At 72.7% G+C, this 12,348-nt stretch carries 10 protein-coding genes; 4 read left to right on the forward strand and 6 right to left on the reverse strand.

All coding sequences use genetic code 11. From position 1 onward, the window contains the following. Window positions 1–12: 12 nt before the first annotated feature. From ACH4S9_RS03800 to ACH4S9_RS03815, 4 genes are all read left to right on the forward strand, one after another. Window positions 13–1,395 carry an endo-1,4-beta-xylanase gene (locus ACH4S9_RS03800; RefSeq protein WP_398369602.1) on the forward strand — a complete coding sequence of 461 codons (1,383 nt, stop codon included), beginning with the start codon at window positions 13–15 and terminating at the stop codon, window positions 1,393–1,395. A gap of 147 nt (window positions 1,396–1,542) precedes the next feature. Next, window positions 1,543–2,097 (forward strand): RNA polymerase sigma factor, encoded by a 555-nt coding sequence (locus tag ACH4S9_RS03805; protein WP_398369604.1) that lies wholly within the window; start codon window positions 1,543–1,545, stop codon window positions 2,095–2,097. 1 nt (window position 2,098) lies between these two features. Next, entirely contained in the window at window positions 2,099–3,289 is a 1,191-nt protein-coding gene (locus tag ACH4S9_RS03810) for a CU044_5270 family protein (RefSeq protein WP_398369606.1), read from the forward strand. A gap of 79 nt (window positions 3,290–3,368) precedes the next feature. Next, complete coding sequence (locus ACH4S9_RS03815) at window positions 3,369–4,577, forward strand: hypothetical protein (protein ID WP_398369608.1); 1,209 nt, start codon at window positions 3,369–3,371, stop codon at window positions 4,575–4,577. Here ACH4S9_RS03815 and nirD read toward each other — a convergent pair. The 6 genes from nirD to ACH4S9_RS03845 form a co-directional block, all read right to left on the reverse strand. Beyond that, a complete protein-coding gene (gene nirD, locus ACH4S9_RS03820; RefSeq protein ID WP_311722639.1) occupies window positions 4,560–4,934 on the reverse strand; it encodes a nitrite reductase small subunit NirD in 375 nt (124 codons plus the stop codon). The two genes, ACH4S9_RS03815 and nirD, sit on opposite strands and share 18 nt — an antisense overlap. Then, the gene (nirB, locus tag ACH4S9_RS03825; RefSeq protein WP_398369610.1) at window positions 4,931–7,552 is read right to left on the reverse strand and encodes a nitrite reductase large subunit NirB; all 2,622 of its coding nucleotides are present in this window, start codon (window positions 7,550–7,552) and stop codon (window positions 4,931–4,933) included. Before nirB ends, nirD begins: the two co-directional genes overlap by 4 nt. Window positions 7,553–7,554: 2 nt before the next feature. Next, window positions 7,555–9,006 carry an NAD(P)/FAD-dependent oxidoreductase gene (locus tag ACH4S9_RS03830; protein ID WP_398369612.1) on the reverse strand — a complete coding sequence of 484 codons (1,452 nt, stop codon included), beginning with the start codon at window positions 9,004–9,006 and terminating at the stop codon, window positions 7,555–7,557. Between the two features lie 81 nt (window positions 9,007–9,087). Then, entirely contained in the window at window positions 9,088–10,371 is a 1,284-nt protein-coding gene (locus ACH4S9_RS03835; RefSeq protein WP_398369614.1) for a cytochrome P450, read from the reverse strand. Between the two features lie 2 nt (window positions 10,372–10,373). Beyond that, entirely contained in the window at window positions 10,374–11,645 is a 1,272-nt protein-coding gene (locus tag ACH4S9_RS03840; RefSeq protein ID WP_311722643.1) for a cytochrome P450, read from the reverse strand. Then, entirely contained in the window at window positions 11,642–12,343 is a 702-nt protein-coding gene (locus tag ACH4S9_RS03845; RefSeq protein WP_358847513.1) for an ATP/GTP-binding protein, read from the reverse strand. Before ACH4S9_RS03845 ends, ACH4S9_RS03840 begins: the two co-directional genes overlap by 4 nt. Window positions 12,344–12,348: the final 5 nt, after the last annotated feature.

Here is a 12,348-nt window from a genome sequence, read left to right on the forward strand (position 1 = left end):
AGGCCGTACGCGATGAGACCTCACATCCGCAGAGCCGCCCTTGGCCTCGCCGCAGCGGGAGCGCTCCTGCTGGGCCTGGCCACTCCCAGCAGCGCCGCCGACCCGGTGCTGCGCGACCTGGCCCAGGCCAAGGGCACGTACTACGGCACCGCCGTCACCGCGTCCAAGCTCAACGGGACCTACGCCACCATCGCCGGGAGCCAGTTCGACTCGATCACCCCCGGCAACGAGATGAAGTGGGAGTCCGTCGAGCCGAGCCGCGGCTCGTACAACTGGTCCGGCGCGGACGACGTGGTCAACTTCGCCCAGGCACACGACATGCGGGTGCGCGGCCACACCCTGGTCTGGCACAGCCAGCTGCCGGGCTGGCTGACCTCCGGCAGTTGGACCGCCGACCAGCTGCGCACCCTCATGACCGACCACATCACCACCGAAGTCGGCCGCTACAAGGGCAAGATCTCGCACTGGGACGTGGTCAACGAGCCGTTCAACGAGGACGGCACCTTCCGGCAGTCCATGTGGTACACGAAGCTCGGCCAGAGCTATATCGCCGATGCGCTGCGCGCCGCCCGCGCCGCCGACCCCGACGCCAAGCTGTACCTCAACGACTACAACACCGACGGCACGGGCGCGAAGAGCGACGCCATGTACAACCTGGTCAAGTCGCTCAAGGCGGACGGCGTCCCGATCGACGGCGTCGGCTTCCAGGGCCACCTCATCCTCGGCCAGGTGCCGTCCACGATGCAGGCCAACCTTCAGCGCTTCGCCGACCTCGGCGTGGACGTGGCCGTCACCGAGCTGGACATCCGGATGCAGCTGCCCGTCACCGACGCCAAGCTCGCGCAGCAGAAGGCCGACTACAAGGCCGTCACCAGCGCGTGTGCCGCCGTCAGCCGCTGCAAGGGGGTGACGGTCTGGGGGTTCACCGACTCCGACTCCTGGATCCCCGACGTCTTCGACGGCCAGGGCGCCGCCACCCCGTACGACGAGAACTACCAGCCCAAACCGGCGTACTACGGCATCGCCGAGGCCCTCGGCTGGAGCGGCGACGGCGGAGGAGACCCGACACCCACGACGGGCTGCGCGGTCACCTACTCCGTCACCAACCAGTGGAACACCGGCTTCACGGCGAACGTGACGGTCAAGAACACCGGGTCCGGCGCCATCAACGGCTGGAAGGTGGCCTGGACCTACCCCTCGGGCCAGCAGGTGACCTCCGCCTGGAACGCCACCGTCACCCAGAGCGGAGCCCAGGTCACGGCGGCCGACGCGGGCTACAACGCCACGATCGGCGTCGGCGGCTCGGTGTCGTTCGGCTTCAACGGCAACTGGTCCGGCGCCAACACCGCGCCCGGCGCCTTCACCCTCAACGGCGCCACCTGCACCACGTCCTGAGCGCCTTCATCCGCCTGGACGGTGACCCGCCTCGCCGTCCAGGCACTGCACTGCACCGCACGCTTTCGAGTTCCCTCTCCTCAGAGTGTAAGAAATCGCGGCTCTCGACCACTGCCAGGTGAGAGAGCCAAGATGAGGAGACGGCGCGTGACCGACGCCCAACGCTTCCGTGAGCTGTACGAGGAGTCCTATCCCCGTGTGCTCGCCTACGCCTCGAGCCTGGTGGGCCGGCAGGTCGGTGAGGACATCACCAGCGAGACCTTCACGGTCGCCTGGCGGCGGATGCGGGACATCCCCGCGCCACCGCTGCCATGGCTGCTCGGCGTGGCCCGCAACCTGACCCGCGAGCTGCGCCGCCGCGACGCCAGGCAGTACGCCCTGGCCGCCGAGGAGGCACAGCGCGTCGTCACCGCCGGTGCCCACGTCGGCGACGTGGCAGCGGATGTGACCGAGCGCGAGGCGGCGCTCCAGGCGCTGGCCACGCTGTCCGACGCGGACCGCGAGGTGCTGACGCTGGTCGCCTGGCACGGGCTCGGCCCGAGACAGGCCGCGCGCGTCCTCGGCTGCTCCACCGCTACGTTCTCGGTGCGGCTGCACCGGGCCAGACGGCGGCTGGAGCGGGCCTTCAACGGGGTCGCGGTCGAGGTCGCGGCCGGACTCTCTCGTGACTCTCGCCCGAAAGTGACAGTGAAGGAGCACTGACATGGCACGCAAGCGGCCTGATGTCATGAAGACGCTGGCGGACGCGCGGCCCGCGGAGTTCGATCCGGAGTACCTGGCCGGTTCCGCGCGCGCCAGGCACGACCTGAGCGCCATCCTGGCCGGCGCGCGGGAGGCGCCGGAGGCGTCGCGGTTCGCCCGGCCGTTCACCTGGCGGTGGGCGCTGCCCGTGGCCGCGACGGCGGCCGTGGCCGGGGTGCTCGTGGCCACCCTGCCCCAGGGCGGCCCGGATTCCGACGGCTCCCGGGCGACGGCCGGGCCCACGGTGGACGGTTCCCGGCACACCCCGGAGAACGGCCGCCTGGCGCTGTTGAACGTGGCCAACCGGGTGGAGAGCAAGGCGGCCGAGGGCGCCTACTGGCAGTCGACCACGCGGTCGGGCTGGATCGGCGTCGTCGCCGCGCCCGAGTCGGAGTCCGTCTTCGCGGTCGTCTCCTTGGAGACACAGCAGTGGTCCCACGGGGTACGGCCCGGCACGCAGAGCCTGTGGGTCTCGGGGATCGACGACTCCACCGAACCCCGCACCGAGCGCGACATGGCGCGGTGGCGGGCCGCCGGATCGCCGAAGGACGTCACGCTCGCCGAGACCGGCTCCCGGTCGGGCGGCAAACTCGGTCTGCGGATCGAGTCAGGGTCTGAGAAGCGGCCGACGGTGACCCGGATCAACCAGGGCGACAAGATCGCCGCCGTGGGCGCGGACAATGTGACCTACGCGGATCTGAGCAAGCTCCCCGCCGACACCGCGAAGCTGAAGGAGTACCTGGAGGGCCTCTACGAGGAGGACCGCGGAAGCGAGCTCTCCGGCCGCACCGAGTGGATGTGGCGGCAGGCGGCCGGGCTGATCACCCTCCCGGTCAGGCCCGAGGTCCGGGCCGCCGCGTACCGCGTCATCGCGGGCCTGCCGGGCATCCGGTCGCTCGGCGAGGTCACGGACCCGCTGGGGCGCAAGGGGGTCGGCTTCGCGCCGCCCGCGACCGAACGGCCCGACAACGGGACCGCGCGGTCGGAACTGATCGTGGACCCGGCGACCGGCGCCCTGCTGTCCGACCAGGAGGTGCTGACCAAGCCGAACGCCAAGGCCGCCGAGGCGGGGCTCACGGCGGGCACGGTGGTGAACTACACCGCCACGGTGAAGTCGGAGTGGACGGACCGGCAGCTCAAGACCCCCAAGTAACCGGGCAAGGCCACCTGTAAGAACCGTCGGCCGGCGGCCATTTCCTTCTGAGAACCCACCCCCGGGCAGAAGGAGCACCATGGCCAGGAACGCAGGGCTGCGCATAGCGGTGGCGGTGTGCGCGATCGCACTCGGCTCGCTCGGGGCGCAGGCGAACGCCGCGACCGGCACTGCGACCACGACCGCGACCGACCGGGCGGCCCGCGCCGACACCCCGTGGCAGCTGGGGACGCCGCTGAGCGAGACCGTCTCGACGGAGCTGTGGGACGTCGCCTCGACCGGCGCCAAGGACGCGTGGACGGTGGGCCGGAAGACGGACGGCCCCGATGGCTCCACCCCGCTGATCAGGCGCTGGAACGGCACCGCGTGGGCGGATGTGCCCGCCGCCTCCACCGGCGGCAAGCCCGCGCGGCTGGAGGCCGTCGCCGCCTCGGCGCCCGACGACGCCTGGGCGGCCGGCACGCTGGACGACAACATGTCCGCGCCGATCGTGCTTCAGCACTGGGACGGCAAGAAGTGGACGAAGGTCGACCACGCCGCCGCCCCCGAGGGGTCGCTGAGCTTCGTCGGCGACATCGCCGCGTTCGGCAGGAACTCGGCCTGGTTGACCGGCTTCGACTGGAACCCGGAGAGCGGCGCCGAGGCCTCCTACCTGGAGCGCTGGACCGGCTCCGGGTGGCAGAAGGTGTCCCTCCCCGCCGCACCCGGCGGCGGGACGGTGCGTCCCTCGGACATCGCCGGCACCGGCCCGGACGGCGTCTGGGTCACCGCCGACGCCCTGACCGGCGAGGTGGCCGTACCGCTGCTGTACCACTGGAACGGCAGCACCTGGACGGTCCGCGAGGTGCCCACCCCCAGTGAGCACCCGACCGGCTGGGTGGCCGGCCACGCCGTGGCCACCGGCCGTAACTCGGTCTACTGGGTCGGCAAGACCAACGACGCGGACGCGCCGACGGCCACCATGGCCGCCCGCTGGACCGGCAGCGGCTGGGAGCCGCTGCCCGCGCTCCCCGTCGACGAGGCGAACGCCGCAGGCGCGGACGGCGCCGGGCGGCTGTGGGTCGGCGGCTGGACCCCGGGCGACCCCCACTCCGTGCTGGCCCGCTGGACCGGTACGGAGTGGGCGACCCAGAAGCTGCCCGCCGACGTCACCGAGCACAGCGAGATGTCCACGGTGCTCGGCATCGCCGCCGTCCCCGGGACGAAGGGCGCCCTCGCCGTGGGGACGGCCGGCTGCGCGGCCGACCCCGTCCAGTGCGGGCTGCTGGTCTCACACGACCTGCGCTGACACCCCGTCATTCGTACGGGCCGCATACGCCTGGACGGCGACCCCCTCGTCGTCCAGGCACCGCCCCGTCTCCAGGTCGAAGCGCTGCTTCAGCAGCGGCGAGGCCACGAACGGCCGCTCCCGCACGGAGCCCAGCAGGCCCCGCGAGAGCACATAGGCGCCGGTGAACGGATCGCGGTTGTCGATCGCGTACGCCTGCCCCGCGCGGTCCAGGAAGACCGCGACCTGGGTCCCGTCCGGCAGCAGCGCGGCCACCCCGCGCCCCGGGATCAGGTCGGAGAGATCGCAGACCGCGAACCACCGCTGGTCGACGAGGAGTTCCACGCGGACGGCGGTCCGCTCGGGTGCCATGGTCATCGGCTTGCAGTCCCTTCGAGAGTGCGGTCGAGAGTGCGGACGGGGATGCTGGGGCCGGACAGGATCGTCAGGTCCGGCTTGACCTGGTCGCGCTCGGGCACGAACTTCACCGTCGGGTCCGGCGCGTCCGGCGCGTTGACGAAGGACACGAAGCGTCGCAGCCGCTCCGGGTCGTCGAGGGTCTCGGCCCACTCGTCGCGGTAGCCCGCCACATGGTCGGCCATCAGCGACTCCAGCTCGGCGCACAGCCCCAGCGAGTCGTCGACCACCACGTCCCGTACGTGGTCGAGGCCGCCCTCGATCCGCTCCAGCCAGGCGGAGGTGCGCTCCAGCCGGTCCGCGGTGCGGATGTAGAACATCAGGAACCGGTCGATGAGCCGGATCAGCTGCTCGTCGTCGAGGTCCTGGGCGAGCAGATCCGCATGGCGCGGGTCCGCGCCGCCGTTGCCCCCGACGTACAGGTTCCAGCCGTTCGAGGTGGCGATCACCCCGAAGTCCTTGCCGCGCGCCTCCGCGCACTCGCGCGCACAGCCCGAGACGGCCGACTTCAGCTTGTGCGGGGAGCGCAGCCCCCGGTAGCGCAGCTCCAGGTCGATGGCCATCCGCACCGAGTCCTGCACGCCGTAGCGGCACCAGGTCTGCCCCACGCACGACTTCACGGTGCGCAGCGCCTTGCCGTACGCGTGCCCCGACTCGAACCCGGCGTCCACCAGCCGCGCCCAGATCAGCGGCAGCTGGTCCACGCGGGCGCCGAACAGGTCGATCCGCTGCCCGCCGGTGATCTTCGTGTAGAGCCCGAAGTCGCGCGCCACCTCGCCGATGACGATCAGCTTCTCGGGCGTGATCTCCCCGCCGGGGATGCGCGGCACGATCGAATACGAGCCGTTGCGCTGGAGATTCGCCAGGAAGTGATCGTTGGTGTCCTGGAGCGCGGCCTGTTCGCCGTCCAGCACATAGCCGCTGGCGCCCACCGTCGGCGCGAGCGAGGCGATGATCGACCCCACGGTCGGCTTGCAGACCTCGCAGCCGTTGCCGCTGCGCGCCTCCTCGCGGCCGTGGCTGTCCAGCAGCGCGGCGTAGGTGGTGATGCGCAGCGTCCGGACGATCTCGTACAGCTCGGCCCGGGTGTAGGAGAAGCAGCCGCACAGCCCCTTGTCGACGCTGACGCCGCTCGCTTCGAGTTCGTCGTTGACCAGCGAGGTCAGTGCCTTGACGCAACTGCCGCAGCCGGTGCCCGCCTTGGTGCACTTCTTCACCTCGGGGACCGTGGCGCACTGGTGGTCGGTGACCGCCGCGCGGATCGTGCCCTTGGTGACGTTGTGGCAGTTGCAGATGACCGCCTCGTCCGGCAGCGCGGACGGGCCGAGCGCGACGGGCGCCCCCAGCCCGGCCGGCAGCACCAGCTGCTCCGGGGCGATCGGGGGCACGCTGCCGGTCAGCGGCCGCAGCATGCCGTACGCGTCGGCGTCGCCGACCAGCACCCCGCCGAGCAGCGCCCCGTCGGAGCCGATCACCAGCTTCTTGTAGACGCCCGCGCGGGAGTCGGAGTACACCACGTCCAGGCAGCCCTCGGCGGTGCCGTGCGCATCGCCGAACGAGGCCACGTCCACGCCCAGCAGCTTGAGCTTGGTGGAGGTGTCGGCGCCCGTGAAGCCGCTCTCGCGGCTCGCCTCGGCGATCTCGTCCGCGGCCACGAGTGCCATCTCGTACCCTGGCGCCACCAGCCCGTACACCCGGCCGTCGGCGGCCAGTGCGCACTCGCCGATCGCGTACACCGCCGGGTCGCTCGTACGGCACCGCTCGTCCACCGCGATCCCGCCGCGCTCCCCGACCGTCAGCCCGCAGTCGCGCGCCAGCTGGTCGCGGGGGCGCACGCCCGCCGAGAAGACGACCAGATCGGTGTCGATGGACGAGCCGTCGGAGAGGGCCATCGCGGTGACCGCGCCGTCCGTGTTCGCGGTGATCTCCTTGCCGCCGACGCCCGTGTGCACGACCAGGCCCATGTCCTCCACGGTGCGGCGCAGCGCGGCGCCGCCGCCCTCGTCCACCTGGATCGCCATCAGCCGCGGGTTGAACTCCACGATGTGCGTGGTCAGCCCGAGTCCCTTGAGCGCGCCCGCCGCCTCGAGACCCAGCAGCCCGCCGCCGACCACGGTGCCGGACGAGCAGTTCTTGGCGTACTCCTCGATCTCCAGCAGGTCCTCGATGGTCCGGTAGACGAAGCAGCCCCGGCTGTCCTTGCCCGGCACCGGCGGCACGAACGGATACGAGCCGGTGGCCAGCACCAGCGCGTCGTACGCCACGGTCAGCCCCGAGCGCGCGGTGACCGTGCGCCCGGCGCGGTCGATGTGCTCGGCCGGGTCGCCCAGGTGCAGCTCGATGCCGTGGCGGGCCATGAACCCGTCCTCGACGAGGGACAGGTCCTCGGGGGTCCGGCCCGCGAAGTACGAGGTCAGCTGGACCCGGTCATAGGCCGGGCGCGGCTCCTCGCACAACACGACGACCCGGGCGCGCTCGGTCACGCCGCGCTCGGCGAGGGCCTCCAGGAAGCGCTGGCCGACCATGCCGTGCCCGACGAGCACGATGGTGGGGGCGGTGGCGGGGTTCTGTGCGCTCATCGTCAGGAGCCTCCATCGTTGGTCAGCAGGTGCAGCAAGGGGGTGGAGGGGAGCGGCTCGTCACCCTCCCAGGTACGGGCGAGCGCGCCGACGCTGCCGAGATCGCCGAGCAGAATCCCCCCGACGAGGCGGTCCCCGCGGACCACGACCTTGCGGTACGCGTTCCGCGTGGCGTCGGCCAGCTGCACGACGTCGTCGCCGGGGGCGGGGGTGGTCTCGCCGAACGCGGCGAGGTCGAGCGGGCTGGACGCGGACGCGGTGGCGAGCGTCAGCCGGGTCAGAGCACGGCTCCCCGTGTACCGGGGGCCGGTTTCGCTGCCGGGTGCGGCCCGGTGGCCGGGTTGTGCCCACCCGTGCCTCCCCCAGCTACCGCTGGGAGGTGCCCCCTCCGCGGCACGATTGCCCACAACCAGGTGTGAAGCGTCGAGGCCCGGGGCGGAGCGGAGCCCCTGAGTTTCGGGAAGGGGCGGGGTGGGGGAGAGAATCCGCGCCAGCACATCCGCCTGGTCCTGGGCCGGGCCGGCCAAGCCGTACAGGACGCCGCCGTGTTCCGCGCAGTCACCGATCGCGAAGACCCGCGGGTCGCTCGTGCGCAGCTCGTCGTCCACGACGACACCGCGCGCCACGTCGAGCCCGGCCGCGCGGGCCAACCCCACGCGCGGCCGGACCCCGCAGGCGAGGACGACCAGATCGGCCTCCAGCGCGTATCCGTCGGCCAGCTCCGCGGCGCTCACGGCGCGCCCGCCGCCGTCCAGGGACCGCGTCCGCAGCCCCCGCACCCGGCACTCCGTGTGGACCTCCACACCCAGTGCCTCGACGTGCTGTCGCAACACCCGCGACGCCCCCGCGTCCAGCTGCCGCTCCATGAGGTGTTCGCCCTGGTGGGCGAGGACGACCTGGGCGCCGCGCTGGGCCAGGGCCCGCGCCGCGGAGACGCCGAGCAGGCCGCCGCCGATGACGACGGCGCGGGCGCCGGGGCGGACGGCCGCGGCGAGCGCGAGGCAGTCGTCCATGGTGCGGAAGGCGTGGACGCCGTCCGGCAGCTCGTGGCCGTGCGGCTCGAAGAGACCGCGCAGCGGCGGCAGCACCGGGTTGGAGCCGGTGGCCAGCACCAGCGAGTCGTAGGGGACGCGGCGCCCGTCGTCGCACACCACCTCGCCCGGGTCCCGGTCGAGCCGGACCACGCGTACGCCGCTGAGCCGACGGCCGGCAGCGAGGGCCGGGAGGGCGATGACTCCGGGGGCGTACCGCCCGGCGAGGACTTCGGCGAGCAGCACCCGGTTGTACGCCGGGTGCGGCTCCTCGCCGATGACCGTCACGTCAACGGAGCCGACAGAGCCGCCGGCGGCCGTGGCGAGCTGCTGCGCCAGCCGCGTCCCGGCCATGCCGCCGCCGACGATCACCACCCGCCGGCCGCTGCCAGGCTCCCGCTCCGGCTCCCTGTTCGACCTCATGCCAGGAAGCGTGCGGGCCGCCTGTTACCCGGCCGCATCACCGCCGTTTCCCTGAAGCAACGCTGCCCTCAGCGCGCCCCGTCAGCCGCTGTGAGCCGCCGTGAGCAGCACCGGAAGCTCCTGCGGGCTGTTGCCGACGAAACTGGGGTGCGGGACGAGCTGCTCGTCGGGGACGGCCAGGTCCAGCCGGGGGAAGCGGGTGAACAGCGCCTGGAGGGCGATCGTGGCCTCCATCCGGGCCAGCGGGGCGCCGAGGCAGTAGTGCGCGCCGTGGCCGAAGGACAGATGGCGGGCGGCGTCCGGGCGGGCGTGGCGGGTGATGTCGAAGCGGTCGGCGTCCGCGCCGTGGGCCCGGGGGTCGCGCCCGGCGGAGGTGTACGAGACGAGGACGGGGGCGCCCCGGGGGATCACCGTGTCGCCGACGGGCAGGTCGCGGGTCGGGTAGCGGAAGGGGAAGAAGCTGACGGGGCTGTCGTGGCGCAGGGTCTCCTCCACCACATCGCCCCAGGACGCCTTGGAGGAGCGCACCAGCTCCAGCTGGTCGCGATGGGCGCACAGCGCCCGCACGGCGTTGGTGATCAGGTTGAGCGTGGTCTCGTGCCCGGCGATGATCATCAGCAGCAGGGTGCCGATCAGCTCCTCCTCGCTGAGCCGGTCACCGTCCTCCTCACGGGCGGCGATCAGCGCGCTCGTCAGGTCGTCGCCCGGGGAGCGCAGCCGCGCGGCGGCCACCTGGCCCAGGATGGCGATCATCTCGCGGTTGGCGGCCAGGGCCCGCTCGGGCGCGGTGCGGGTGCCGACGATGTCGTTGGAGAGGGCGTGCAGCCGGTCCTGGTGCTCGGCGTCGACGCCGAGCAGCCGGCAGATCACGCCCATGGGCAGCGGCAGCGCGAAGTGGCGTCGCAGATCGGCCACGCCGTCGGGGGCCGCGGCGGCGGCCTCGGCCAGCCGGTCCAGGAGCGCGGCGGTCAGCTCCTCGACGGCGGGGCGCAGCCGCTCCACCCGGCGCGGGGTGAACGCCCGGGTGACCAGGGACCGCAGCCGCTTGTGGTCGGCGCCGTCGGCGGTGGTCATGCCCCGTACGGTGGCGAAGGTGGCGAGCGGCCAGCCGGGCGGGATCTCACCGTCCCGCAGCGCGGCGAAGTGGCAAGCGTCCTTGGCGACTTCGGGGTGGGCGACGAACTCCTTGAGCTCCTCGTGCCGGGTGATGGCGTAGGCCGTGACGTCGCCGGGCAGCAGGACCGGGACCGCGGCCCCGCGCTCCCGCAGCCGCTCGTTGACCGCGTGCTGGCCGGCTCCGGTGGGGTCCAGCCGGTGCGGTGCCGAGCCGGTGTGCGATACGGGGCATCGGCCGTCGTCGGTCATCGTCAGTCTCCTGAATCCGGATCCGCGGTGGGGGTTGTCGCCGCGCCCGCGGCGAGCTGTGGTGCGGTGAACCGCACGGGCAGCCCGGCCAGGTTCTTGGACCAGGGCGAGGTGATCCAGGTCAGCTGGTCCTTCGTCACCGCGAGTTCGAGGTCCGGCAGCCGGTGCCGGAGCGTGTCCACGGCGGTTCGGGTGATCAGCCGCGCCGGGTCCTGTGCCGGGCAGGTGTGCGGGCCCGCGCCGAAGGCGAGGTGCGAGCGGTTGCCGACGACCGGCCGCCCGTCCTCGGGCAGCACCTCGGGGTCGGCGTTGGCCCCCGCCAGGCCCAGGATGAGCATGTCCCCGGCGCGGATGTGCTGCCCGCCGAAGCGCAGATCGCGGGTGGCGTAGCGGCCGGGGAAGTTGGCGGTCGGCGGGTAGCGCCACAGCACCAGGTCCAGTGCGTCGTCGACGGTGAGATGGCCGCCGCTCAGCGAGGAGCGGAAGCCCGGGTCGGTGAGCAGGACCCGTACGGCGTCGGCGATCCAGTTCACGGTGGTCTGATTCCCCGCCACGATGATCACGACGAGGTTGTGCAGCACCTCCTGGTCGCTGAGGCCGACCTCGTGCTCCAGCAGCCAGGAGGTCACATCCGGGCCCGGCTGCCGCTTCTTCCGCTCGATGAGCTCCAGCAGCATGCCGCCCATGCGCCGGTTGGCGCCGGTGGCGGCGGCGGTGGGGGCGACGACGGCGGCGATCGCCTCGACGAGCCGCGGCCCCTGCTCCTCGTCGAGACCCAGGAGCTGGGTGACGACCTGGAGCGGGAGCATCCGCGCGTACTGCGGCACCAGATCCGCCTCGTGGCGGTCGGCGAACCCGGCGATCAGGCGCTCGGCGGTGGCCCGCACCCGGCGGATCAGCTCGTGCCCGTCGAGCCGGGCCAGCGCCTCGGCGACCGCCTGGCGCATCCGGCGGTGCTGCCGGCCGTCGGCGAACAGCAGCGCGGGGCGCCAGCCGACCAGCGGGATCAGCGGCGAGTCGGGCGGCACCCGGCCGTCGCGCAGCGCGGACCAGCGCCTGGGGTCGTGCGAGAAGTACTGCTCGTCGCGGGTCAGATGGAGCAGCTCGCGATGGCCGAGCACCAGCCACGCCTCGACGCCGGGGGCGATGGCCACGGGCACCACCGGGCCGTGCTCGCGGCGCATCCGCTCGTACCGCGCGGGCATGTCGCCGTCCAGCCCCGGCCCGTACAGCGGCACCGGGTCGGGCGGCCCGGGCGGCGCGCCGACCGTCATGACGCCTCCGTGATGGTCTCTATGAGGTGGGTGACCAGCGAGATCAGCGCCTTGACCGAGGACTTGTGCTCCCGCGCGTCGCAGATGACCAGCGGGGTGTGGGGGAGCAGATCGAGCGCGGAGCGCAGATCGTCCTCGCTGTGCAGCACGCTGTCGGGGAAGGCGTTGACCGCGACGGAGAAGGGGACGTCCAGGTCTTCGAGGTGGCCGATGGCGTCGAAGGACGCCTCCAGGTCGCGGGTGTCGACCAGCGCGAGGGCGCCCAGGGCGCCGCGCGCCAGGTCCTTCCACGCGGGTAGAAAGCGCTGCTGCCCCGGCGTGCCGAACAGATAGAGCACCAGCTCGCCGCCGAGCGTGATCCGGCCGAAGTCCAGCGCCACGGTGGTCGTGATCTTGGACGGCCGTACGGCGGTGTCGAGCCGGGCGCCCGCCTTGGTCATGGTCGCCTCGGTGGACAGCGGCTTGATCTCCGAGACGGTGCCGATCAGCGTGGTCTTGCCGACGCCCATGGGGCCGACGACCAGGATCTTGGCCGCGCCGGACACGCTGGACTGCACGTACATGACGGGTGTGTCGGCCAGATCGTCGGCGTCGGCCGAGTCGTCGGCTTTGTCCGCGTCCGCGTCGTCCTTCATGTCGTCCACGCCGCTCTTGCTGTCCACGCCGCCCCCGCTGTCCACATCTTTCGCACTGTTCATGTCAT

Source organism: Streptomyces sp. NPDC021225 (genome assembly GCF_044332865.1).
Classification (GTDB): domain Bacteria; phylum Actinomycetota; class Actinomycetes; order Streptomycetales; family Streptomycetaceae; genus Streptomyces.